The organism is Solibacillus sp. NPDC093137 (assembly GCF_050280445.1).
Classification (GTDB): Bacteria; Bacillota; Bacilli; order Bacillales_A; family Planococcaceae; genus Solibacillus; species Solibacillus isronensis_B.
Window position 1 is genome coordinate 323,727 of sequence record NZ_JBNNVH010000001.1, and the last position, 26,116, is coordinate 349,842.

The 26,116-nt window shown below is 39.3% G+C and carries 24 protein-coding genes and 1 other annotated feature; of the genes, 22 read left to right on the forward strand and 2 right to left on the reverse strand.

From position 1 onward, the window contains the following. The first annotated feature begins 66 nt into the window (after positions 1–66). The 7 genes from ACQKN3_RS01550 to ACQKN3_RS01580 all read left to right on the forward strand — a co-directional run bounded on the left by ACQKN3_RS01550 (position 67) and on the right by ACQKN3_RS01580 (position 7,610). The gene (locus ACQKN3_RS01550; protein WP_427708903.1) at positions 67–432 is read left to right on the forward strand and encodes a LapA family protein; all 366 of its coding nucleotides are present in this window, start codon (positions 67–69) and stop codon (positions 430–432) included. A 235-nt stretch (positions 433–667) separates the two neighbouring features. After that, entirely contained in the window at positions 668–2,989 is a 2,322-nt protein-coding gene (recJ, locus tag ACQKN3_RS01555; RefSeq protein ID WP_427708905.1) for a single-stranded-DNA-specific exonuclease RecJ, read from the forward strand. Between the two features lie 16 nt (positions 2,990–3,005). Next, on the forward strand, positions 3,006–3,518 hold the full coding sequence (locus ACQKN3_RS01560) for an adenine phosphoribosyltransferase (RefSeq protein WP_008407673.1): 513 nt from the start codon (positions 3,006–3,008) through the stop codon (positions 3,516–3,518). 195 nt (positions 3,519–3,713) lie between these two features. Then, a complete protein-coding gene (locus tag ACQKN3_RS01565; RefSeq protein ID WP_251686694.1) occupies positions 3,714–5,909 on the forward strand; it encodes a RelA/SpoT family protein in 2,196 nt (731 codons plus the stop codon). Positions 5,910–5,927: 18 nt separating this feature from the next. Beyond that, positions 5,928–6,374 (forward strand): D-aminoacyl-tRNA deacylase, encoded by a 447-nt coding sequence (gene dtd, locus ACQKN3_RS01570; protein ID WP_427708908.1) that lies wholly within the window; start codon positions 5,928–5,930, stop codon positions 6,372–6,374. A 70-nt stretch (positions 6,375–6,444) separates the two neighbouring features. After that, on the forward strand, positions 6,445–6,651 hold the full coding sequence (locus ACQKN3_RS01575) for a YuzF family protein (protein WP_251689991.1): 207 nt from the start codon (positions 6,445–6,447) through the stop codon (positions 6,649–6,651). A 65-nt stretch (positions 6,652–6,716) separates the two neighbouring features. Further along, positions 6,717–7,610 (forward strand): manganese catalase family protein, encoded by an 894-nt coding sequence (locus tag ACQKN3_RS01580; protein WP_251686696.1) that lies wholly within the window; start codon positions 6,717–6,719, stop codon positions 7,608–7,610. A 100-nt stretch (positions 7,611–7,710) separates the two neighbouring features. On the opposite strand, the gene hisA is transcribed toward ACQKN3_RS01580, so the two are convergent. Then, a complete protein-coding gene (hisA, locus tag ACQKN3_RS01585; protein WP_251686697.1) occupies positions 7,711–8,472 on the reverse strand; it encodes a phosphoribosylformimino-5-aminoimidazole carboxamide ribotide isomerase in 762 nt (253 codons plus the stop codon). 162 nt (positions 8,473–8,634) lie between these two features. Here hisA and recD2 point away from each other — a divergent pair, with 162 nt between their 5' ends. Both recD2 and ACQKN3_RS01595 read left to right on the forward strand, forming a co-directional pair. Then, on the forward strand, positions 8,635–11,130 hold the full coding sequence (recD2, locus tag ACQKN3_RS01590; protein ID WP_427708911.1) for an SF1B family DNA helicase RecD2: 2,496 nt from the start codon (positions 8,635–8,637) through the stop codon (positions 11,128–11,130). A 334-nt stretch (positions 11,131–11,464) separates the two neighbouring features. Continuing rightward, positions 11,465–12,676 carry a NupC/NupG family nucleoside CNT transporter gene (locus tag ACQKN3_RS01595; RefSeq protein ID WP_251686702.1) on the forward strand — a complete coding sequence of 404 codons (1,212 nt, stop codon included), beginning with the start codon at positions 11,465–11,467 and terminating at the stop codon, positions 12,674–12,676. A gap of 52 nt (positions 12,677–12,728) precedes the next feature. On the opposite strand, the gene yeiL is transcribed toward ACQKN3_RS01595, so the two are convergent. Continuing rightward, a complete protein-coding gene (gene yeiL, locus ACQKN3_RS01600; RefSeq protein ID WP_251686703.1) occupies positions 12,729–13,397 on the reverse strand; it encodes a transcriptional regulator YeiL in 669 nt (222 codons plus the stop codon). Between the two features lie 103 nt (positions 13,398–13,500). On the opposite strand from yeiL, the gene ACQKN3_RS01605 reads away from it, so the two are divergent. The 13 genes from ACQKN3_RS01605 to ACQKN3_RS01665 all read left to right on the forward strand — a co-directional run bounded on the left by ACQKN3_RS01605 (position 13,501) and on the right by ACQKN3_RS01665 (position 26,092). Continuing rightward, positions 13,501–14,649 carry an MFS transporter gene (locus ACQKN3_RS01605; protein WP_251686705.1) on the forward strand — a complete coding sequence of 383 codons (1,149 nt, stop codon included), beginning with the start codon at positions 13,501–13,503 and terminating at the stop codon, positions 14,647–14,649. Positions 14,650–14,703: 54 nt separating this feature from the next. Next, positions 14,704–14,911: a binding site (T-box leader), on the forward strand. A gap of 137 nt (positions 14,912–15,048) precedes the next feature. Beyond that, positions 15,049–17,721, forward strand: coding sequence for an alanine--tRNA ligase (gene alaS / locus ACQKN3_RS01610; protein WP_427708914.1), 2,673 nt, complete (start codon positions 15,049–15,051; stop codon positions 17,719–17,721). 117 nt (positions 17,722–17,838) lie between these two features. After that, on the forward strand, positions 17,839–18,111 hold the full coding sequence (locus ACQKN3_RS01615) for an IreB family regulatory phosphoprotein (protein ID WP_014823361.1): 273 nt from the start codon (positions 17,839–17,841) through the stop codon (positions 18,109–18,111). After that, on the forward strand, positions 18,108–18,524 hold the full coding sequence (ruvX, locus tag ACQKN3_RS01620) for a Holliday junction resolvase RuvX (RefSeq protein WP_251686709.1): 417 nt from the start codon (positions 18,108–18,110) through the stop codon (positions 18,522–18,524). Before ACQKN3_RS01615 ends, ruvX begins: the two co-directional genes overlap by 4 nt. A 107-nt stretch (positions 18,525–18,631) precedes the next feature. Next, positions 18,632–18,922, forward strand: a complete 291-nt coding sequence (locus tag ACQKN3_RS01625; protein ID WP_014823362.1) for a DUF1292 domain-containing protein — start codon at positions 18,632–18,634, stop codon at positions 18,920–18,922. Between the two features lie 69 nt (positions 18,923–18,991). Then, on the forward strand, positions 18,992–19,504 hold the full coding sequence (locus ACQKN3_RS01630) for a DUF1292 domain-containing protein (RefSeq protein WP_427708917.1): 513 nt from the start codon (positions 18,992–18,994) through the stop codon (positions 19,502–19,504). 187 nt (positions 19,505–19,691) lie between these two features. After that, positions 19,692–20,810, forward strand: a complete 1,119-nt coding sequence (gene mltG / locus ACQKN3_RS01635) for an endolytic transglycosylase MltG (RefSeq protein ID WP_251686713.1) — start codon at positions 19,692–19,694, stop codon at positions 20,808–20,810. A gap of 216 nt (positions 20,811–21,026) precedes the next feature. Continuing rightward, positions 21,027–21,659, forward strand: coding sequence for an O-methyltransferase (locus ACQKN3_RS01640; protein ID WP_251686715.1), 633 nt, complete (start codon positions 21,027–21,029; stop codon positions 21,657–21,659). 5 nt (positions 21,660–21,664) lie between these two features. Next, positions 21,665–22,597 (forward strand): peptidase U32 family protein, encoded by a 933-nt coding sequence (locus ACQKN3_RS01645; RefSeq protein WP_427708919.1) that lies wholly within the window; start codon positions 21,665–21,667, stop codon positions 22,595–22,597. Between the two features lie 19 nt (positions 22,598–22,616). Continuing rightward, positions 22,617–23,894 (forward strand): peptidase U32 family protein, encoded by a 1,278-nt coding sequence (locus ACQKN3_RS01650; protein WP_427708921.1) that lies wholly within the window; start codon positions 22,617–22,619, stop codon positions 23,892–23,894. Then, positions 23,895–24,530, forward strand: a complete 636-nt coding sequence (udk, locus tag ACQKN3_RS01655; RefSeq protein ID WP_251686721.1) for a uridine kinase — start codon at positions 23,895–23,897, stop codon at positions 24,528–24,530. Between the two features lie 265 nt (positions 24,531–24,795). Continuing rightward, the gene (gene greA, locus ACQKN3_RS01660; RefSeq protein ID WP_251686723.1) at positions 24,796–25,281 is read left to right on the forward strand and encodes a transcription elongation factor GreA; all 486 of its coding nucleotides are present in this window, start codon (positions 24,796–24,798) and stop codon (positions 25,279–25,281) included. A gap of 133 nt (positions 25,282–25,414) precedes the next feature. Continuing rightward, positions 25,415–26,092: a DUF1510 family protein gene (locus ACQKN3_RS01665; protein WP_427708923.1), complete on the forward strand. Its 678-nt coding sequence runs from the start codon at positions 25,415–25,417 to the stop codon at positions 26,090–26,092. The last annotated feature ends 24 nt before the right edge of the window (positions 26,093–26,116 follow it).

Here is a 26,116-nt window from a genome sequence, read left to right on the forward strand (position 1 = left end):
TTTTTTGTTTACCCTTTTTCAAAAAAAGGAATAAATTTCTTAACTAAAGCGTGAGAGGAGACTAATATGAAAATTCAATGGACATTGGTAGTTGGACTTATTTTTGCTATTATTATTGCCATTTTTGCTACAGTTAATGTGGATAGCGTACAGGTTAATTATGTCTTTGCAGAAGCACGCTGGCCATTGATATTAGTTATTTTAGGGTCAGTATTAATCGGTTTTATCATCAGCTTTTGTTTTTCGGCATTCCGTATGTACGGAGGGAAAAGGCAAACGAAAGCAGTTCGAAAAGATCTTGAAGCTGCACACGTACTGATTAATGAAAAGGATGCTGAGATTGTCCGATTGAAAAACGAGCTTCGTGAACGGGGTGCTTCCGCATTTGTAACTGAAGAAATTCCGGATAATGATGAAATGCCGAAAAAGTAAACAAAAAGTGATGCTTACCATTAGTAGCTATCTGAAACGCAAAAAACGTTTCAAATAGCTATTTTAATTGTTTAGCATATTCGGTAAAGAAACCGTTTGATAACAATGTAATGTATCTATTTTAATAAACACTCTTCCTGAAATTACATATCAATTTTTCTATTAATATCGGAAGAAACTTTGGGAAACGCAATAGATTTCCGTTATAATGAACTGCGTGAGGAAGTGAATATATATGATACAGTCACAAAAATTATGGACAATAACAAAGCAAGATGAGCAACTTGTAAAACAATTTAGTGAACAGCTGAATATTTCAACGATCGCAGCAAAAATTTTAATTGCCCGTGGCTGCATATCGATAGAACAAGCAAAGCCATTTCTGAAAATTGATGAAACCCAGTATCATGATCCGTTTCTAATGGCTGGAATGGAAGACGCGGTTATGCGTATTGAACAAGCATTGGATAACGGTGAAAAGATTCTCGTATACGGTGATTACGACGCAGATGGTATTACAAGTACAACTGTGCTGCTCAATGCTTTACTTGATCTGGGGGCAGATGTCAGTTTTGTTATTCCGGATCGTTTTATTCATGGATATGGACCGAACGAAGAACTTTTCAAAAAAGCATATGAAGATGGCGTAAATTTAATTATTACGGTCGATAATGGGATAAGCGGGATTGAACAAGTAAAAATGGCAAGAGAGCTTGGTATGGATGTGATTATTACCGATCACCATGAAGCGGGTGATATTTTACCGGATGCCAACGTCATCATCCATCCGCGTGTGCCAGAAGGTCATTATCCGTTTGGAGAACTCGCAGGCGTAGGGGTAGCCTTTAAATTGGCACATGCATTGTACGGCGAGTTGCCTGATCATCTATTTGAATATGTGGCAGTAGGGACGATTGCCGATTTAGTGCCACTCGTTGGCGAAAACCGCTATTTAGTACAGCGCGGTTTACAGGCGTTAAAGCAGTCTCCAAATCCTTGGGTAAAGGCCATTTGCGATGCATCAGGGGCAAACAAGAAAGACATCAATGAAGAAACTGTTGGCTTTTATTTTGGCCCCCGCCTGAATGCAATCGGACGACTAGGCAGTGCCGAACCGGGAGTACACTTTTTAATGAGCGAAGACCCGCTTCAGGCAAATACACTGGCTACCCAATTGAATGATAAAAATACGGAACGGAAAAAAATTGTGGAAGACATTACAAATGAAGCAATGGCTATGATTGATGATGATGCTTCATTAAAAGATTCCCTTGTTCTAGTAGTAGCAGGGGAAGGCTGGAATCCTGGTGTTGTCGGGATTGTTGCATCGAGATTAGTTGAAAAATATTACCGTCCGACAATCGTTCTTTCACTTAATCATGAAAAAGCAATTGCGAAAGGTTCCGCGAGAAGTATTGAAGGGTTCCATCTGTATAATGAGTTGGCGAAAAACCGTGATATTTTACCGCATTTCGGCGGACATCCAATGGCGGCAGGGATGACATTACCGATTGAGCATGTGGAATCATTGCGTACACGTTTAAATGAACAGGCCAGACATTGTTTAACCGAAGAACAGCTTGTACAAAAGATGCAGATTGATGTGCCGATAGAGCTAAGTGAAATTACTGTTGATGCGATTGAAGAACTGCGGCAATTGGCGCCATTTGGCACAGAATTTCCGAAGCCGGTTTTTGGCATTCAGGATGTAAAAGTAAAATCGATGCGTAAAATTGGTTCCGGCGAAAATCATCTGAAGATGGAGTTGGAAGATCCGTATCGCTCCCTTGATGCAATTGGATTCAACAAAGGGACTTTACATGATGAGATATCATATGGAGTTGCTCTATCATTAGTTGGGGATTTGCAAATCAATGAATGGCAGGGCAATAAAAAACCGCAATTCATGATTCAGGATGTCCGGGTTAATGAATGGCAGCTATATGATTACCGAGGGAAAAGCAAGACAGCAAACTGGCTTGCAAAAATTAACGTGGAAAAAACGGATTTTATTGCTTTTTCCGAACAGACAAAGTTACATTTTGAACAGGAAATTCCGAAAGAAATAATATATTTTACAGGTGGGACAGAAGCCGAAAAATTACACAGAAATATCGTATTACTCGATTTGCCGGAAAATGTATCCACATTGGAGAAACTACTGCAAGATGTACAAATTGAACGAATCTATGCACATTTATATACCGATCAACCTGCATATTTTAATGGAATGCCGACAAGGGAACACTTTAAATGGTATTACGGATTCCTGAAAAAACGTCCGGATTTTAACTTGAAACAACATATTCGACAATTATCCGAACATATCGGACTAAATATAGAAGTAATTAAATTTATGACAAAAGTGTTTTTTGAGCTAGGATTTGTTACAATAGAGAATGGTTTGACGACAGTAAACGAAAATGCACCGAAAAAAGCATTATCCGAAGCACCGTCATATAAATTGCGTTCACAACAGATTGAACTTGAGCAGAAGCTGTTATATGCAACATACAGTGAACTTAAGCAATGGTTTAATGAACGATTGAGTTCTTGAGGAGGACATAGGAAGAATGGATTTAAAACAGTACGTAACAACAGTTGAAAATTGGCCGAAAGAGGGCATCAGCTTTAAAGATATTACAACAATCATGGATAATGGTCCGGCATATAAATATGCGACTGATGAAATTGTAAAATATGCAAAAGAAGTTGGCGCTGAAATCATCGTAGGTCCTGAAGCACGCGGATTTATTATTGGATGTCCGGTTGCCTATGCATTAGAAATCGGTTTCGCACCAGTTCGTAAACCAGGAAAGCTTCCACGTGAAGTAATTTCTGCAGATTATGGATTAGAATACGGTACAGACACGTTAACAATGCACAAAGATGCAGTAAAACCAGGTCAAAAAGTTTTAATCTGTGATGATTTGCTTGCAACAGGCGGTACAGTAGAAGCAACTGTTCGTTTAATCGAGCAATTAGGCGGCGAAGTAGTAGGTGCAGCATTCATTATCGAGCTTACAGAATTGAATGGCCGCAACAAAATCAACAATATTCCAATTAAAACTTTAATTCAATATTAATCCACAGAACTATCCCGTATAAACTTTGCGGGATAGTTTTTTTCAATGAAGTATCTACTAGAAGCTGTTCAATAATTCTACAAATTTCGACTTTCTGCAAAACTAAATGCCCACGTGCCTTTACATTTAGTAGATATATTTTATACAATTGAACTTATACTTAAAGCGAAAATAGAAAGAACAGGTGGACTCATAATGGCGAAAGAACAAATATTGGCGCCCGAAGATGTTTTCGAGCTCGTCAAATCTTATATGAACGAAGAACATGTTACCTTTGTTGTTAAAGCATTTGAGGTAGCGAAAGAAGCACATAAAGAGCAGTTCCGCAGCTCTGGAGAACCATATATTATTCACCCGGTACAAGTGGCGGGGATTTTGGCTGAGCTGCAGATGGATCCTGAAACAGTAGCAGCAGGATTTTTGCATGATGTCGTGGAAGATACGGAAGTGACACGCGAAGATCTAGTAAATGAATTTAGCGAAGAAGTAGCCAAGCTTGTGGACGGGGTAACAAAGCTTGGGAAAATTAAATATATGTCAAAAGAAGAACAGCAAGCTGAAAACCACCGAAAAATGTTCGTTGCGATGGCTCAGGATATCCGAGTAATTTTAATTAAGTTGGCGGACCGCCTGCATAATATGCGGACATTAAAGCATTTACCGGCTGAAAAACAACGTCGTATTTCTCAGGAAACACTGGAAATTTTCGCACCATTAGCGCACAGATTAGGGATTTCGAAAGTGAAATGGGAGCTGGAGGATACGGCATTACGCTATTTAAATCCGCAGCAGTATTACCGGATCGTCAGCTTGATGAAGAAAAAGCGTGATGAACGTGAAGCTTATTTGGATAACGTAATGGACGAAATCAATTCCCAGCTGAAAGAAGTGGAAATTGAAGCGGATATTTTTGGCCGTCCGAAACATTTATACAGTATTTACCGCAAAATGGTACTTCAAAAAAAGCAGTTTAATGAAATTTATGATCTACTGGCGGTACGTATTTTAGTTGATAGTATTAAAGATTGCTACGCGGTAATCGGTATTATCCATACATTATGGAAGCCAATGCCGGGACGCTTTAAAGATTATATTGCGATGCCAAAGCAAAATCTGTACCAATCCCTGCATACAACTGTTATCGGACCATATGGGGATCCGCTTGAGGTGCAGATCCGAACAAAGGATATGCACAAAATAGCAGAGTTCGGTATCGCGGCACACTGGGCTTATAAAGAAGGTAAAACCGTAGAACAAAATGCAGAAACAATTGACCAGAAGCTGACTTGGTTCCGTGAAATTCTCGAGTTCCAAAATGAATCATCAAATGCTGCTGAGTTTATGGAATCGTTGAAATTCGATTTATTCTCGGACATGGTATATGTCTTCTCGCCAAAAGGGGACGTTATTGAGCTTCCATCAGGTTCTGTACCGATTGACTTTGCTTACCGCGTACACTCGGAAGTCGGGAATAAAACAATTGGAGCAAAAGTAAACGGTAAAATGGTACCGCTTGATACGCCTTTAAAAACAGGCGATATTGTTGAAGTATTAACATCGAAACAATCATTCGGCCCGAGCCGAGACTGGATTAAAATTGCACAAAGTTCGCAGGCAAAAAATAAAATCAAGCAATTTTTCAAAAAGCATGTGCGTGAAGAAAGTGTTGTAAAAGGAAAGGAACTCGTTGAAAAAGAAATTAAGGCTCAAGAGTTTGATATGAAGGAAGTCTTAACAACAGAAAATATTAAACGTGTGATTGGAAAATTCAACTATACACATGAAGATGATTTATATGCGGCTGTAGGCGTAGGCGGAATTACGGCTCAGCAAATCGTCAATCGTCTTGCTGAAAAAATGCGCAAAGAGCGTGAACAGGAAGAAGCGCTTGAAAAAATCGTTAAAAGCATGAACAATCCGACACCGAAAAAGCGAACGGAATCAGGTGTTATTGTAAAAGGAATAGATAATTTATTAATCCGTTTATCACGTTGCTGTACACCGGTACCGGGTGATGATATTGTCGGCTTTATTACGAAAGGCCGCGGTGTTTCAGTACACCGTGCAGATTGTCCGAATATCCAGGAAGATGGAAACGTGGAGCGTCTTATTGAAGTAGAATGGGAAAATGACGGCACACAAATCCGTAAAGACTACCCGGTGGATATCGAGATTTCGGCATTCGACCGTCCAGGCATTTTAAATGATGTCATGCATGCTGTCAGTGAAGCGAAAACAAATATTTTGGCAGTTACAGGTCGTGCGGATCGTGAAAAAATTGCCACGATTCATTTAACGATTGCTATTACCAATATTTCAGGACTACATCGTGTTGTCGAAAAAATTAAACAGCTTCCGGATATTTACTCCGTTCAGCGTGTAATTAATTAATAGATAGTAGGGGAAAAGATGCGCGTAATATTACAACGTTCAAAACAGGCCTCTGTTACAGTCGATGGACAAGTAACAGGTTCCATTCAAAAAGGCTATGTGCTGCTTGTCGGCATTACACATAGCGATACAGAAGAAGATATCAAATATGTAGCGAAAAAAATTACCGACTTGCGTATTTGGGAAGATGAGGACGGCAAGATGAATCGTTCCATTGTTGATGCAGGCGGCGATATTTTATCAATCTCCCAATTTACCCTTTATGCGGATACTCGCAAAGGGAAGCGGCCCAGTTTTGTGGAAGCGGCAAGACCTGAACAGGCAAAGCCATTATGGGAAGCATTCAATGAACAATTAAAAGCGAATGGACTGCATGTTGAAACAGGTGTTTTCGGTGCGATGATGGATGTTGTACTCATTAATGATGGTCCTGTAACGATTACAATTGAGTCTAAAGCCAAATAATCGATGAACGGATCACTCCTTTTTCGCATATTGTACAGTATGCATACAAAGGAGTGATTTTTTGGTTCAAATGAACACATATCCAAACGCGTACTGGCTTGAAGCGATCCAAAACTATTTAGGGCAGATGGTTGCCGTCCAGCAAGAGGGAAATCGTGTTCAGCAAGGGATATTGGCCGCAATCTGTCCGGACTATATTGTACTTGATGTTTGCCAAACGCCGTTTTATATCCGTATCGACAAAATAGTTTGGATTATGCCATTTTTAAAAAAATGAAATGAATGTGGTCTACGCACTCCCAATTCGTCATAAGCTTACTATGACAATTAGGGGGTGCTTTATTGTTTCAACGCGTCAATCGATTACTTATAGATTTACCACAGGTTGAATATGGAGACGCAAACGCTGCAAGTGCGGTACAGGAATTATTAGGCGGAAAGTTTGGCGAAATGTCGACTTTGAATAACTATATGTATCAGTCATTCAATTTCCGTGGAAAAAAGAAATTAAAGCCTTTTTATGATTTAGTTGCGAGTATTACAGCAGAAGAGTTTGGGCATGTGGAACTTGTAGCGACGACAATCAATTTACTCGGCAAAGATACGACGTTTTCCGGGAACCCAAATCTGGGACCGATGATGAACGCCAAAAATATGCGCAATACGCAGAGCTTTATCGCTTCTGCGCAGACAGCTTTGCCTGTCGATTCGATGGGGAAACCTTGGAATGGGGAATACGTATTTTCCAGCGGAAATCTCGTGCTCGATTTACTGCATAATTTCTTCCTGGAGTGCGGCGCGCGGACACATAAAATGCGTGTTTATGAAATGACGGATCATCCGACAGCCCGTGAAATGATTGGCTATTTACTGGTGCGCGGCGGGACACATGTTGTTGCCTATGCAAAAGCGCTGGAAATGGCGACTGGTGTGGATGTAACAAGGATGCTTCCGATTCCTAGCCTTGATAACCATGTATTTGACCACGCGAGAAAATATGAAGAGCGCGGCTATGGAAATGTATTATTTACGTGGAATTACGTAGGGGATTATCAGGATATAAATAAAATCTGGAAAGGGCCGCATCCATTGACGAATGCACCGCTCATTGTAGAAGAGGGAACGCCAAAAGGTGCAAAGATGCCGGATCTAGATGAATTACCGGAAGAGTTTGCACCGGGAATCGGTCCGGAAGAGTTCCAGATGATCGCAAAACGTCTCATGTTCAATATGTAAAAGAAGCGTGATAAAAAAAAGGCCCATTTTTCTCTGACGAAAAATGGGTTTTTAGTGTTGTTTCTTATGGTATTTCTTAAAATTTTTATATCCGTTCTGGCTATTCAATACCTTCGCAATAATTCACTACTGTTTGGAAGTCCAGGTCACCGCCGAAGATAGAAAGGGCGCTGCCGATTGTTACGTGTAATTTACCATTAGAAAGTGATTCGAATTTTTTCAAATCATCAATTGAACGTACGCCTCCAGCATACGTTGTCGGAATCGATGTCCATTCAGCTAAATCACGTACTAAATCTTCCTGCATACCATTGCGTTTTCCTTCCACATCAACCGCATGGATGAGCAGTTCATCACAATATTCTTCAATTTCCTTAATCGACTGCGCATTTACTTCGAAGTCGCTGAATTTTGTCCATTTGTCTGTTACAACATACCATTTACCATCACGTTTTCGACAGCTCAAATCAAGGACAAGTTTTTCTTTGCCGATTGTTTTAACCAATTGCTGCAGGCGATCCATATCAAGCTGCCCATCATGAAAAATATAGGATGTCACAATGACATGCGAAGCACCTGCATCGATATATTTCTGTGCATTGTCGACTGTAATACCGCCGCCTAATTGAAGACCGTTCGGATAAGCCTGCAATGCAGAAATCGCCGCTTCTTCATTGCCAGGACCAAGCATGATGACATGTCCGCCCGTCAGTTTGTTTTGCAGAAATAATGAAGCGTAATACGAGGCATCCTGGTCAGAAGTGAAATTTTCAACCACTTTTTTATTGTCATAGCCAAGCGTGCTTCCGACAATTTGCTTTACTTTTCCGTCGTGTAAATCAATACAAGGTCTAAAATTCATGTTCATCACTACTTTCTCTTACATTCTATATGTATCATAACATTTTAGTGAGCTAAATTAATAGAAAAATCAGACGTAATGGCTTGTTTGCATTATTGTAGGACAGGCTTTAATCGGTATGATAAAATGGGCTTACAATTTATTAGAAAGCGTGGCATGAAAATGGCGGAAAATCTAAATTTGTTTGACGTAAATAAGCTTTTTATTTTAGGTCGACCAATTGTAACAATTTTTCATAATGCAACGAATATGTACTCCATTGTTCGTGTCAAAATTCAAGAAACAAATATTCAGTATGACGAGAAAGAGATCATCATTGTCGGCTATTTTCCTCAATTAGTAAATGACGAACAGTACCGCTTTACAGGACAGTTAAAAAGTCATCCGAAATACGGGATGCAGTTTCAGATTGACACGTTTGAAAAAGAAGTGCCGACAACAGAGCAGGGGATCGTCCATTATTTATCAAGTGACTTATTTACAGGGGTCGGCAGAAAAACGGCGGAGACAATCGTAGAAAAGCTTGGAATGGATGCCCTTACGAAAATACTGGAAGATCCTTCAGCACTTGATGCAGTACCCCGTTTATCTGCTGAAAAGAAATTACATATTCGCCAAACGATCGAGGAAAACCTTGGACTGGAACGGGTGATGGTGCGGCTGAATGATTGGGGCTTCGGGCCACAGCTGGGAATGAAAATTTATCAGGCATATCGTGAAGAAACAATTTCGCTGCTGACAGAAAATCCTTACCGTTTGATTGAGGAAGTAGAAGGGGTCGGATTTATACGTGCAGATGAACTTGGTGCGAAACTGGGGATAACAGGGAATCATCCGGATCGAATAAAAGCAGCCATTTTTCATGTACTGACAAATGCAGCATTATCAGATGGACATGTTTATCTGGATGCGGAAATGGTGCTTCCGATGGTGAAAGACATACTTGAACAAAGTCAGCGCATTGAAATTCCATATGATGCGATTTCAAAAGCGGCTATCGAAATGCGTGAGGAATCGAAAATATGCGGTGAAGAAACACGCATGTACTTGCCGTCACTTTATTTTAGTGAAGTGGGCATTGCAAGTAAAATTAATGAACTGAAAGAAAAAAATAAAATAGCCGAAAGTTTCTCGAAAGATGAAATCCGAAAAGCGATTGGAGATATTGAAGAACAGTATAATGTGACATATGCGCCAACACAGGCACAGGCGATTGAAACGGCGATCAATTCCGCGGTGATGATTTTAACAGGCGGACCGGGGACGGGAAAAACGACCGTTGTCCGAGGTTTGGTCGAGGTATATGCTGAGCTTCACGGGTTATCATTAAATCCTAAGACATATGCCGAAAAAGAGGAACCGTTTCCGATTGTCCTTGCGGCACCTACAGGACGTGCAGCAAAAAGGTTGGCAGAATCGACTGGTTTACCTGCAATGACAATACACCGTTTATTAGGTTTTAATGGGCAGGAAAAGGATGAAGAAACAGAGCGTGAAGTTGTAGGGCGACTCATCATTATCGATGAAATGTCAATGGTGGATACATGGCTGGCACATCAGCTTTTAAAAGCGCTGCATGAAGATGTACAGGTCGTTTTTGTAGGAGACCAGGATCAGTTACCGCCTGTTGGACCAGGACAAGTATTAAAGGATTTGCTTGCATCCAAGCAAATCCCGACCGTTGAATTAACGGATATTTACCGTCAGGCTGAAGGATCTACAATTATCGAGATGGCCCATCAAATTAAAAAAGGCAAAGTCCCGGATACGTTGACTGCCAAAACAACGGACCGCTCGTTTATTCAGGCAGGAGCAGGACAAGTAACGAGCGTTGTCACTCAAATTGTAAAAGGTGCGCTTGCAAAAGGTCAGGCAATTCGAGATATTCAAGTATTGGCGCCGATGTACAAAGGTCCTGCAGGCATCGATAATTTAAATAAAGAAATTCAGCAGCTTGTTAATCCAAATGATGGGACAAGAAAAGAACTGGTTTTCGGTGATACGATTTACCGTATCGGGGACAAAGTGCTGCAATTAGTGAATCAACCGGATAATAATGTATTCAACGGAGATATGGGTGAAGTGATTTCCATAATCCGTGCAAAGGAAACAGTGGAAAAGCAGGATTTGCTTATCGTCAGCTATGATGGAATCGAAGTGACATATCAGCGTGCTGATTTAAATCAGATAACATTGGCCTATTGCTGTTCGATCCATAAATCACAAGGTTCGGAATTTCAAACGGTCATTATGCCGATTGTCCGAGGTTATTCGAAAATGCTTCGAAGAAATTTACTTTATACCGGTATTACACGTGCTAAAAACTTTTTAATTTTATGTGGTGAGCCGGATGTATTAGCGAACGGTTTAGCAAAAACAGATGATTTAACCCGATTAACAACATTAAAGGCACGACTAAATCAGGAATTTATCACTGAAGAAAAGACAGAAGAGTCACCGGAAATAGAAGAGAAAAAAGCGTCCGTTAAAGGAGTGAAACAAAACTCTTCAACAGAGCAGCTTGGACTCTTGAATGTGTCGGATTCGCATAAAATCGGTGAATCTCTGCCAAATCACTTAACGGCAGAAACAGCACCTTATATTCATCCTTTAATTGGTATGGCGAATATTTCACCATATGACTTCAATGAAGAATAGAACTAGTCATTTTCGTTCATGTTTGAATGGAAATGACTAGTTTTTTATTGCTTATGGAAAAGTACAATTCTGGACAAATTTATAAAATGCTGTGTTTATATTCAAAGGTAGAGGGAAAATGTTTTAATTATAATAAAAGTTTGAAACAAAACAGGGCATAATAAAATAATGATAACTTTTTGCGGAAAAATCAGAAATTTTGAAAGAAACTATTAATTAATATTAGTTTGCTGGATATGTTAGTATGAAAAAAAACTTATATGACATCCGAAGTTTGATGTCAAATATTACAAAATGAAAAGGTTTTCAAAACTAAAAGAAGAGGTGCACATACATGGATTTCGTATGGGGAATCATAGGTATTCTGGGAGTCGTAGCGATTGCCATAGGGTTATCTAATAACCGTAAAGCAATTCAATGGAGAATTATTATTTCAGGATTAGTTGTCCAGTTGATTTTTGCATTTATCGTATTAAAGTGGTCTTTCGGCCGCGAGAAGCTTATGCAACTTTCTGAAGGTGTTCAGAAGCTGATTGGTTATGCCAACGAAGGGATTAACTTCGTATTCGGCGGTTTAGCAAATCCGGATAATGTTGGATTTGTATTCGCGATGAGCGTTTTAACAATTATTATTTTCTTCTCATCTTTAATCTCTGTCCTTTATTACTTGGGAATTATGCAATTTGTCATTAAGATTATTGGTGGATTCTTATCAAAAGTATTAGGTACAACAAAAGCGGAATCAGTAAATGCTGCTGCCAATATTTTCGTTGGACAAACAGAAGCACCGCTTGTAATTCGTCCATTTTTAAATAAAATGACGAAATCGCAAATGTTCGCAGTTATGACAGGTGGACTTGCATCGGTTTCAGGTTCGGTATTAATCGGTTATTCGTTATTAGGTGTTCCACTTGAATACTTACTGGCGGCAAGTTTCATGGCTGCTCCAGCTGGACTTGTAATGGCGAAATTAATGATTCCTGAAACAGAAGAAGTAAATGAAGATGACTTTAAATTAGAGCGTAATTCTGAAGCGACAAATGTTATTGATGCAGCTGCAGTAGGTGCATCTGACGGATTGAAATTAGCAGTAAATGTTGGAGCAATGCTTTTAAGTTTCATCGCATTAATTGCCTTATTAAACGGTATTTTAGGTGGTATTACAGGATTATTCGGTTTTGAAAATGTAACACTTGAAGGTTTATTAGGTTATGTATTTGCTCCATTAGCATTTTTAATCGGTGTACCTTGGGACGAAGCAGTACGTGCAGGTTCATTTATCGGTCAAAAATTAATCTTAAATGAATTTGTTGCCTACTCTAACTTTGGACCGGTTATCGGCGAGCTTTCTGACAAAACAGCCATTATTATTTCGTTTGCACTTTGTGGTTTTGCAAACTTAAGCTCAATGGGTATTTTAATCGGTGGTTTAGGTGGTATGGCACCGGATAAACGTCCAATGATTGCAAAGCTTGCGATTAAAGCGGTTGCTGCAGGTACATTAGCATCATTACTATCAGCTGCAATTGCTGGTATGTTTATTTAAAATCTTTCAGTGTTCAAGAGACTGTGCTAAAAATATTTTAGCGCAGTCTTTTTTAATACGTAATTTCTGATGCGAGTTTTTCCAGTTCAGACCGATTCTTCAGTACATACCCGCGATTTTGTTTCGTTATATAGCCGGCTTCACTAAATTGTGCTAGGACAAATAACAGGTGGCGATACGATACACCTAAGTAATCACATACTTCTGTATGTTTTTCTTTATAGAATTGTTGATCCGATGATAGTAGAATGAATGAGGCTAATCGGTTTTCCAACGGATAGGCCTGGTTTTGTGTATATTTTGCTGTGGCTGTCGTTGCTTTGTGACTTAAAAAAATACAGAGCATTTTCAGAAACACAGGATCTGCCAATAATTTTTCCTTCACTTCCTGAATGGAAATCGCAAAACATACTGACTTTGATAAAGTTTGAATGCCTTTTGAATAGCGTTCGGCATTTAACAGTTCCATTTCGCCCATAAATGTTGGGGCTGTAATAAAATCGATAAGAGAAATTTTCCCGTTTTTATGGGTAATATATAATTTAGCTTTCCCTTCAACCATGTAATACAAATAGTCAGGGAAGGAATGCTCATGGAAAATAAATTCGCCTTTATCGAATTCATACACATGGATAAATGGAACAATATCAAAAGAAAAATATTGGGAAATCGGGTATTGTTCGATATATGAGAGACTTTCATCTATTGGTAACTTTCTCAAATTATAAAGCAACTCCTTCCAATTAAATATGAGATTTCTCACATTATTGTAGTATTTCTCATGTTAATATTCAACTTAATAAAAAAGAAAAAGGATGAAGACTATGAATAATCAGCGTTGGCTCGCGAAAAACTTCTTTATGTTCTTTATTACATGGGGTATTTTCCTGCCATACTGGACAGGTTGGCTTATTAATGATAAAGGGCTTACGGTTTCGGAAGCGAGCATTATAATGGGCTTTGGACTGGTTGCACGGGCCATCTCGACGATGTTTATTTTCCCGTTTGTTTCTAAAGTAATGAGCAACAAAAATGTGCTGATCTTTTTTACTGCAAGTTCATTAATTGTGACGCTGCTATACATACCGATCAATTCATTCGGCGGCTTATTTTTAATGACGTTACTGTTCAGTGCTTTTTACCCGGCTTTATTACCGGCTGTTGAGAGCAGTGCTTCCACATTAATGCAACATGGAACCATACATTATGGGAAAGCGCGTTCGTTAGGATCTTTCGGGTTTGTCGTCGCTGTATTAATCATCAGTATGATCAGCGGGATGTACGGGGAGCAAATGATCTTATGGATGATGATTTTAGGTTTAACGGCATTGCTCATCATTCAATTCATGCCTGCACCTCAAGTTTTAAGTATAGTGCCTGTAAAAGAGGATGGAAAAACGCTCTCAATGAAGGGTCTATTTGAAGTGAAAAGCTTTATCATCGTATTGTTTGTCGTCATTTTACTTCAGGGGGCACATGCATCGTACTATAACTATGGCTATATTTATTTACAGGATCTGAATGTCAATCCGTTTTATATCGGCATGATTTTAAATGTCGCAGTAATATTTGAAGTTCTTTATTTTTTCAAGGCCGATACAATTTTAACAAAATGGAAACCTTCTTCATTATTGCTTGTTGCGGCAATTGGCTCGAGCGTTCGTTGGATTTTAGTTTACGCATTTCCGAATATGCCGATGTTTATCATATCTCAGGCACTTCACGCTCTGTCATTTGCGATGGCGCATTATGCCTTTATCCGCTATATTTCAAAAGCTTTACCACAGGAGCAGATCCCAAATGCACAGGGGATTTATTCGGCACTTGCAATGAGTTTAAGTGCAGCGATTCTTACATTATTAGGTGGTGCACTTTATGAAATCGAGCCAGGTCTGGCGTTCTTAGGAATGATCATTTGTACAGTGCCTGCAATCCTTTTAATTTTACTGACGAAAAAACGTTTTAATTATTAAGGAATGCCGATTGACAGCACGGTGTCTATTTTTTATAATGAAGAGCATAATAAAATGAAAACGATGATGGAACAAGTACGTATGAATTTCGTGAGCAGAAAGAGATTTCCCGGCTGAAAAAATCTCCCCGAATAAATACTGAAAGCTACTCCAGAGTGCAGCTAATCACTGCCGTTTGCTTACGTTACAAGCACTTGAGATATAATGCATTGCGCATTATAAATTAGGGTGGTACCACGAAATAATAGTCTTCGTCCCTTTACCGGGATGAAGGCTTTTTTTGTTTTCTTCAGCGGATCATTGGGATTTCCGGTGAACAAAGCACTTATTTACGTGAAGGATGTAATTAATTCGTACCAAAATTCATCGACTTCAATAAAAATTAGGAGGAAAAAAATCATGACAACAAAAATTATGACAGGTTCTGAAATTCGTCGTCTTTATTTGAATTTCTTTAAAGAAAAAGGGCATCATATTGAACCATCGGCACCATTAGTTCCAATTAATGACCCATCACTTTTATGGATCAACTCAGGAGTGGCGACATTAAAACCGTATTTTGACGGACGTATCATTCCTGATAACCCGCGTATTACAAACGCACAAAAATCGATTCGTACAAACGATATCGAAAACGTAGGTAAAACAGCACGTCACCATACATTCTTTGAAATGTTAGGGAACTTCTCTATCGGAGATTACTTTAAAAAAGAATCGATTCATTACGCTTGGGAGTTTTTAACAGATCCAAAATGGATGGGCTTCGACCCTGAAAAGTTATCGGTAACAATCCACCCTGAAGATCAGGAAGCATATGACGTATGGCACAATGAAATCGGGATTCCGAAAGAGCGCCTAATCCGACTTGAAGGCAACTTCTGGGATATCGGCGAAGGTCCATCTGGTCCAAACTCTGAAATTTTCTATGATCGCGGTGAAGAGTACGGTGTTGGTGCACCGGCGGAAGAAATGTACACAGGCGGGGAAAATGAGCGTTACCTTGAAATTTGGAACCTTGTATTTTCTCAATTCAACCACAATCCGGATGGCACATATACACCACTTCCAAAGCAAAACATTGATACAGGTATGGGTCTTGAACGTATCGTTTCTGTAGTACAAAACGTACCAACAAACTTTGATACAGATCTTTTCATGCCAATCATTGAAAAAACAGAAATGTTTGCAAACCGTACGTACAAACGTCCGCATGAAGTGGATTTAAATGAAATTTTCGGATCAACTGAAGACGTGAATACACCATTTAAAGTAATTGCCGACCATATCCGTACAGTAGCATTTGCTATTGGGGACGGTGCATTGCCATCAAATGAAGGCCGTGGCTATGTATTGCGTCGTCTATTACGTCGTGCTGTTCGATATGCGAAGAAAATCGGCATTGAAAAGCCGTTTATGTATGAATTAGTGCCGACTGTTGGAGAGATTATGCATGATTTCTATCCGCAAGTAAAAGAAAAGGAAGCATTTATTCAACGTGTTATTAAAAATGAAGAAGTGCGCTTCCATGAAACACTTGATGGTGGATTAGCAATTTTCAACGAAGTTGCAGCAAGCCAAAAAGCAAAAGGCGAAACAGTTATTCCTGGTGCTGATGCATTCCGTCTGTATGATACATTCGGTTTCCCGATTGAGTTAACGGAAGAGTATGCCGAAGAAGTTGGCATGACAGTTGACCATGAAGGTTTTGAAACTTCTATGGAACAACAGCGTGAACGTGCTCGTAATGCACGTGCTGATGTGGATTCAATGCAAGTACAAAACGAAGTGCTGTCAAATTTAACACAGCAGTCTACATTTATTTATGATGCATTTGAAGCTTCTGCAAAAGTTGCTGCAATTGTTGTCAACGGACAAGAAACTTCAACTGCTTCTGAAGGTGAAGAAGCGTTGGTTATTCTATCCGAAACACCGTTCTATGCTGAAATGGGTGGACAAATTGCCGATACAGGTATCATTGAAGCAGACGGATTCACTGCTATCGTAAAAGATGTTCAAAAAGCACCAAATGGCCAGCCATTGCACACTGTTGTAGTAGAATCAGGTGAAATGAATGTCGGCGATTTGGCTACTGCAAAAGTAGATGAAGCAAAACGTAAATTAATCCTTAAAAACCATACAGCAACACACTTAATGCACCGTGCATTAAAAGATGTATTAGGTGACCATGTAGCACAAGCAGGTTCTTATGTAGGACCGGACCGTTTACGCTTTGACTTCTCTCACTTTGGCGCTGCAACGAAAGAAGAACTTGCGCAAGTTGAGCGTGCGGTGAACGAAAAAATTTGGGAAGATATCGAAGTCGTTATTCAGGAAATGGATATTGATTCTGCAAAAGCGATGGGTGCAATGGCACTGTTCGGTGAAAAATATGGTGATGTTGTCCGTGTTGTAGCTGTTTCGGATTATTCGATTGAACTTTGCGGTGGACTGCATGTAAGCCGTTCATCTGAAATCGGCATTTTCAAAATCGTATCTGAAAGCGGTATCGGTGCAGGTACACGCCGTATCGAGGCTGTTACAGGAAAAGCGGCATATGAAGCAATCAAAGAAGAAGAAGCGATCTTAAATGAAGCAGCTGGCCTTTTAAAATCAAATGCTAAAGACGTGGCAACTCGTGTTGCAACACTTCAAGCGGATTACAAAGAACTTCAACGCGAAAATGATACATTGTCTCAAAAAATCGCAAATGCACAAGCTGGCGCAGTATTGGATGCAGCACAAAAAATTGGTGATGTGACAGTACTTGCTACTCGTGTAGAAGCAAAAGACAATAATCAATTACGCCAGATGATGGATGATTTAAAAGGAAAAATGGAATCAGCCGTTATTGTTCTTGGGGCTGTTGATGGCGAGAAAGTAATGTTATGCGCGGGTGTAACGAAAGATATCGTAGGTGGAAACTATCACGCTGGGAACATTGTGAAGCAAGTTGCTGAAGCTTGCGGCGGTAAAGGCGGCGGTCGTCCGGATATGGCAATGGCCGGTGCAAAAGATGCTGCCAAACTGGAAGAAGCATTAAATGCTGTTTACGAACATGTAAAATCTTTCTAAACATCTAAATTTTACTACTGGCATATTTGAAGTGCTTGCAGGAATAAGTTATAATGATATAAATGGAGATGGGAGAGTGTGATTCATCTCCTCATTGCTGAAAGCGAGGTGCTGGTCTTGAGTTCTTTCGATAAAACAATGAAATTCAGTTTTCCAGAAGAATCCATGGAACAAGAAGTAAAGCAAGTGATGCTGAAGGTGTATACGGCTTTAGAGGAAAAAGGGTATAATCCAACAAATCAAATTGTAGGGTATTTATTATCTGGCGACCCGGCATACATCCCTCGCCACCAGGACGCACGTAATTTAATCCGCAAGCTTGAACGTGACGAGATTTTAGAGGAACTCGTTAGATTTTATATTAGAAAGAATACTGAGGCGGATAAATGAGAATTATGGGTTTAGACGTCGGCTCGAAAACAGTCGGCGTTGCAATTAGCGATGCGCTAGGGTGGACAGCGCAAGGAATCGAGACGATAAAAATCGATGAAGCGGCAGGTAAATTTGGTATTGAACGTATCAATGAGCTTGTAAAGGAACACAATGTAACAGAATTTGTTGTAGGCTACCCGAAAAACATGAATAATTCAATCGGTCCCCGAGGGGAAGCTTCTGAAAGCTATAAAAAACTGCTGGAAGATACATTTGGTTTTCCTGTTAAGCTTTGGGACGAGCGTATGACAACGATGGCTGCTGAACGTATGCTGATCGAAGCAGACGTAAGCCGTAAAAAAAGAAAGCTAGTTATTGATAAAATGGCTGCTGTCATGATTTTACAAGGTTATTTAGATAGTAAAAACTAAAGTTGCTCTACATGAGGCTTTTTTGTACTTATCCGAAAAGGCTTTATGTATAATGTATTGAGCAGCAACAGGCACCAATGCCTAAATATTATGAAGAGGTGACGATCATGTCAGAACAACAAAATCATATTACAGTAGTCGATGAAAACGGCAACGAACAACTTTGCGAAATTTTACACACTTTCGATTCAGAAGAGTTCGGTAAATCATACGTATTATATTCTTTAGTAGGCGCAGAAGAAGACGAAGATGGCGCAGTTGAAATTTTCGCATCTGCATTCGTTCCTGCTGAAAACGGTGAAGATGGCGAATTAACGCCGATCGAAACAGAAGCAGAATGGGATTTAATCGAAGAAGTATTAAATCAGATTGAAGACGAATTAGGCGAAGAAGAATAATTCATTTGACACAATAAAAACAGAGTGGGTGATGAGCCTGCTCTGTTTTATTCATTGGGAGGAATTAGTTTGGAAGAAAATATTTTTATTTTGCAAAAAGAAGACGGCGGAGAGCAACAATGCCGCGTTGTATTTACATTTGATTCGGAAGATCATTCATATGTTTTATTCTCATTAATCGGTGATGAAGAAGCAGGTATTTCTGCACTTCGCTATGTTCTCGACGAGAATGGCGAAATGAGCGGCTTTTCGGATATTGAAACAGATGAAGAATGGTCAATGGTTGAAGAAGTTATGAATACGGTACTAGACGAATTTGGCTCGGATCAGACAAATTACTTCACAATCACGAATGAAGATGATGAAGAAGTTATGTGCCAAATATTACACCGCTTTGAAAGCAACGGCAAAAATTACTTATTCTATGCAATTATGGAAGACGATGAGCCTGTACTGGAGGAAGTATATGCTTCTGCCTATATCGCTGGCGATAACGGTGAAGTAGTGGACTTGCTTCCTATCGAAACAGACGAAGAGTGGGAAATGGTAGAACAAGTATTAAACTCATTGGCACAAAACTAATTTCAAGAACCTTACTGACGATTTATACGGCAGTAGGGTTTTTTTATTGTTCAAATTTAGACAAAAACGAACATTTTCTATTATAAAACGTCGCAAATAGTGAGAATTTCCATACCTTTCATGGCTCTATATTGTGTCGAAAGAGATTTTTATGTATCATTATGGGAGAGAAAAAGGGGGGACTCCCGTGCTAGACGAAAATAAGAAGCAAGAAATGTTCAATAAGATGAAAGAGCGTAAAGGAGAAGTCAGAACGGTGCGTAAAATTGTGGGAATCATCGCGCTTGTGGCTCTTCTGATTATTGCCATTGTCGGTTTCGTAGGATACAACTATGTGACATCGGCATTGGAACCAATGGACCCGGAATCGAACAAAAAAGTTGAAGTCGAAATTCCGATGGGTTCAGGTATTACATTAATATCGACTATTCTAGAAGATAAGGGCATTGTAAAGAATGCACAGATTTTTAAATATTACACTAAATTTAAAAATGAATCGGAATTCCAAGCCGGCAGTTATTCTTTAACGAAATCCATGACACTCGACGAAATTATTGAAAGCTTAAAGACAGGTCGTGTGTATCGCGAGCCTGTATTTACAATGACAGTGCCAGAAGGGTTAACACTTGAGCAAGTAGCAGATGTTGTACAGAAAAATACTTCTCATAAAGCAGAGGACTTCATGAAAAAAGTGACGGATGCCGCTTATGTCAAGCAATTAATCACTGAATATCCTGAATTATTGTCAGAAGCTATTTTAAAGGAGAATATTCGTCATCCGTTAGAAGGCTATTTATATCCGGCAACATATCCTTTCTTTGAGGAAAACCCAACGATAGAGGAAATTATCGATACAATGCTTTCTGCGATGAATACGATTGTTTCCGAATATACTCCGGTATTGGAAGAACGTGAAACATCTGTTCATGAACTATTGACATTTGCATCACTGCTTGAAGAAGAGGCAACTGCCCAAACGGACCGTGAAACAATTGCGAGTGTATTCTATAACCGTATGGAAATTGAGATGCCTTTACAAACAGACCCAACCGTACTGTATGCATTAGGGTCCCATAAAGACCGCGTGCTGTATGAAGATTTGGAAGTAGACAACCCGTATAATACGTATCAAAATGTTGGATTGCCTCCAGGACCAATCGCGGGAGCCGGAAAAACATCAATTGAAGCGGCATTGAATCCTTCACAAACTGATTATTTATACTTCCTGGCAGATAAAGAAGGCATAAATCATTTTGCTAAAACGTATGATGAACATTTAGCGAACATCGAAAAATATTTACGTTAAGAAAGTTAAGTTGTGGAAAAGGGATCGAATGGCTTGAAATTTCCGTTTTACGATGGAATTCAGTAAATTGTTCGCATTCCTTTTCTTTTCATGCTATTATAAATTGTGATTTTTTGTCCTTATATAACAATTTTGTAGGCGCAAACATCTTCGTTTCGTCTTTTTTCTTGTGAATGAAAGATGGGCGCAAACAACCAGGTAAAGGGAGAATGACGAATGGAATTATCAGACGCTTATATTGCTTCTTTCATTCCTGAACGTGATGAATTATTAATGGAAATGGAACGCTTCGCAGAACAGAATCATGTCCCAATCATGCAGCTTGCCGGGATTGAGTCACTGAATCAAATTTTGCGAATTCAAAATCCGAAATCGATTTTAGAAATTGGGACGGCAATTGGTTATTCTGCTATACGAATGGCTCAAGCGCTGCCAGATTGTCATATTGTGACGATTGAACGCGATGTGTCGCGAGTTCAGTATGCCAAGGAATTCATTGCAAGGTCAGAGGTGGCAAACCGCATACAAGTAATAGAGGGCGATGCGTTAGAGGTAGACATGGAAACACTTCCTACTACTTTTGATGCTGTTTTTATTGATGCGGCAAAAGGGCAATACATGAAGTTTTTCGAAAAGTACGCAACACTCGTTCCATCGGGTGGCGTTTTATACATCGATAATATGTATATGCACGGATTATCAGATTTAGATATAAAAGAAGTACCTAGAAGAAAAAGAACGATGATCCGCAATTTAAAAACATTTTCAGACTGGATCATGGCACATCCGGATTATTCTAGTGCCTTTTTCCCTGTCGGTGATGGTTTGTTAATTTGTTTGAAGAGGTGATTAGTGTGAAAAAACCAGAATTATTAGTAACACCACAATCCATTGAGCATATTACAGCACTACTTGAGGCAGGTGCTGATGCTTTTGTGATCGGTGAACAAAAATTTGGCTTACGTCTAGCTGGAGACTTTACAGTAGCACAGGTGGAAGAAGCAACAAAACTGATTCACGCTGCAGGTAAAAAGGTTTATGTGGCGGTCAATGCATTATTCCACAACGATCGTTTAGATGCATTGGATGAATATTTAGTACAGATGCAGCGTATTGGGGTAGACGCATTATTATTCGGGGACCCAGCAGTAATTATCGCAGTGCGTGAAAACAATGTAACCATTCCGTTGCATTGGAATCCGGAAACGACTGCAACGAACTTCTTCCAAGTGAACTATTGGGGTGAACGCGGAAGTAAGCGTGCTGTACTGGCACGTGAACTTTCAGTCGATGAAGTGCTCGAAATTAAACAAAATACAAAGCATGAAATCGAAGTACAAGTACATGGTATGACTTGTATGTTCCAATCTAAGCGCGCACTTTTAGGGAACTATTTCCTGTACCGTGACGAAGCGATGGAAATCGAAAATCGTAAAGAAAACAAAAATATGTTCCTTCACGATAAAGAGCGTAAAAATAAATATCCGATCTATGAGGATATGAATGGCACACATATTTTCTCTCCGAATGACATGTGCATTATTGAAGAGTTAAATGAATTGTTTGAGGCGGGTATCGATTCATTCAAAATTGATGGTGTCCTTCAAACGTTTGATTATACGGTGACAGTTACAGAACTTTACCGTCAAGCAATTGATACGTATTTTGATCAAGGCGAAGATGCGTACGATGACATTAAATCCGAGCTATTTGAGCAAATCGAAGCAATTCAGCCAGCGTTACGTCCACTGGATACTGGCTTCATCTACAAGGAAACAGTCTACTAGGAAGGAGAACTAACGCAGTATGCTACAATTAATTCAAAATGAAAAGATCCGTGAAACTATTAACGGAAAAACAGTAATTACGAAACAACCAGAGCTTCTAGCACCAGCAGGAAGCTTGGAAAAATTAAAAGTAGCCGTACACTACGGTGCTGACGCTGTATTTATCGGTGGTCAGGAATTTGGTTTACGTTCTAACGCAGGGAACTTCACTATTGAAGAAATGAAGGAAGGCGTTGAATTTGCCAATAAATACGGAGCCGTTGTATATGTAACGACAAATATTTTTGCGCATAACGAAAATATGGACGGTTTGGAAGAATACTTGCAGGCAATCGAGGGAGCAGGCGTAAAAGGGATTATCGTTGCAGACCCGTTAATTATTGAAACTTGTAAAAAGTGTGCCCCTTCTTTAGAAATCCATCTTTCTACACAACAGTCTTTATCCAACTGGAAAGCGGTAAAGTACTGGAAAGAAGAAGGTTTGGAACGTGTTGTTTTAGCACGTGAAGTCGGCGGGGAAGAAATGCGTAAAATGAAAGAAGAGGTAGACATTGAAATCGAAGCCTTCGTGCACGGTGCAATGTGTATCGCTTATTCCGGACGCTGTACACTTTCAAACCATATGACGGCCCGAGACTCAAACCGTGGCGGCTGCTGTCAGTCTTGCCGTTGGGATTATGATTTATATGAAAATAACGACGGTAAAGAAACAGCATTGTTTAACGAAGGTGAAGCACCGTTTGCAATGAGCCCGAAAGACTTGAAATTGATCGAATCCATTCCTCACATGATTGAGTTAGGGATTGATTCATTAAAAGTGGAAGGCCGTATGAAGTCGATTCACTATATCGCAACGGTTATTTCCGTTTATCGTAAAGTAATTGATGCTTACTGTGCAGACCCGGAAAACTTTACATTCGAAAAAGAATGGCTGGAAGAACTGGCGCGCTGTGCAAACCGTGCGACTGCTTCGTCATTCTTTGAAGGTGAGCCAAGCTATAAACAACAAATGTTTGGTTTCCATTCACATAAAATGAAGTGGGATTTTGCTGGTTTTGTAATGGATTATGATGCCGAAACACAAATAGTTACATTGGAACAACGCAACTATTTCAAGACAGGCGATACGGTTGAATTTTTCGGCCCTAATATGGATGCATTCAAAATGACGGTTGGCCAGCTTTGGGATGAAAAAGGCAATGAACTAGATGTTGCCCGCCACCCACTACAAATCGTTAAATTTAAAGTTGATCGCTCATTATCACATTTTGATATGATGCGAAAGGAGAATAATTAAATGTCAAACCGTCCAGTTGTAATCGGAATTGCCGGTGGTTCATGCTCAGGTAAAACGAGCGTGACACGTTCTATATACGATGTTTTCCGTGAACATTCAGTAGTTGTTATCGAACAGGATTATTATTATAAAGACCAAAGCCATATGACGTTTGAACAGCGTCTGGAAACAAACTATGATCATCCGCTTGCATTTGACAATAATTTGCTGATCGAGCATATTCATCGTTTACTTGCCTATGAATCAGTGGAAAAACCGGTCTATGATTATGTACAGCATACGCGTTCAGATGAAGTCATTCATGTGGAACCTAAAGATGTAATCATTGTCGAAGGAATTTTAGTGCTGGAGGACGAGCGTCTGCGTGATTTAATGGATATTAAATTATTTGTGGATACAGACTCTGACTTACGTATTATCCGACGCATTCAACGTGATATTAAAGAGCGCGGTCGTACAGCTGATTCGGTAATCGATCAGTATTTAACAGCAGTGCGTCCAATGCACAATATGTTTATCGAACCGACTAAGCGATATGCAGATGTAATTATCCCTGAAGGCGGAGAAAATAACGTTGCAATTGACTTAATGGTAACGAAAATAAAAACAATTCTTGAAACTGAATCAAACTTGTAATATGATGATGTAGTATTTACATTAATTACATTTTAAATTGATAGAACAACATAAATAATTAATCATAAAATTCGGCTGCCCGTATTACGGTGTAAACTTCTTCTAAAAGAAGGGATTTACACATACCGTAAACTAGTAGTCGGGTTTTCTGTTATTTATGAACAAAATACGTGAAAATAACATTTAATTTATACGTATTTTTTAGAATAGAAATAGAAAACGCTAAAAGTAAACGTTTTCAAGTTAATACTAAGGAGTGGGAATAATGTCAAACGAAAAACAATATCCAATGACACTTGATGGAAAACAAAAATTAGAAGATGAATTAAACACATTAAAAACAGTAAAGCGTCCGGAAGTAGTAGAGCGCATTAAAGTAGCTCGCAGCTTCGGTGACCTTTCCGAGAACTCTGAATATGATTCAGCAAAAGAAGAGCAAGGATTTGTGGAAGGTCGTATTTCTTTGATTGAACAAATGCTGCGCAATGCTGTTATTATTACTGAGGACGAAACATCAAATACAATTTCTTTAGGTAAAACAGTTACATTTGATGAACTGATCAACGGTAAACGTGCAAACTTTGAAGAATCATACACAATTGTTGGTTCAGCTGAAGCCGATCCGATGGAAGGTAAAATTTCGAATGACTCTCCGATTGCTAAAGCTTTAATGGGCAAGCATGTGGACGATGTTGTAAAACTGACAACACCAGGCGGAGATATGGAAGTTATTATTTTAGAAGTAAAATAATTATGAAGCAGTTAGCATCAAATTGCTAGCTGCTTTTGTTATGTTGATATATTTGGAAGAGTTTCCAATGTTCAATTTCCGTGCAACCTTTGCTGTTCTAATGCTAAAATAGGTGTGCATAGGAGGAATTGAAATGGAACGAAAAAGACGATTTCAAACACGACAACAGTATGCTGAACAAAAAACAAAACAGACGAAATTTCAAAAAGCGGATAAAAGATTAAATTATTTAATCGCTATTGTCGCTGTGTTAATTGTGGCAACATTAATTTTTATCATTACACAAGAGCCGGAACCTAAAAACGAAGCAGAGCAAGATTCACCGGCAGAAGTAGCAACTGATGTCCCGGAAGATGACGCTGGACAAGAAACGGAAGATAATGAAACAGAAACAAATGTACCGGAAGAAGTAGATGAGGAAGATAACGCTACAGATGAAACTGAACAGCCAACATCTGAATCGGGTGACATGGTGAGTCCTTCCAACGATCCGTCAGTAAAAGAAGTCATTACAAATCCAAATTGGCCGGCCTATCCGACGGCACAAACAGGAGAACATGTGTCGACATATGAAAAAGGGCATATTGATTACGAAGAAAAACTAAAAGCAATTTTCAGCGTCATTGATTTACAGCAGGAAAACAGTATTGTACTGCGTGTGAATAATAACGGTAGTACGGAAAGTGCAATTGCCGTTGTCACATCGATGGACAAAGAACAAAAATATCGTGTAAGTATAGAATGGGTTGACAATGAAGGCTGGAAACCGGTTCAAATAGAAGTTTTGACAACATTAGAAGGTTCACAATAAAGTAGAATAGTTAGCAAGTTTAAT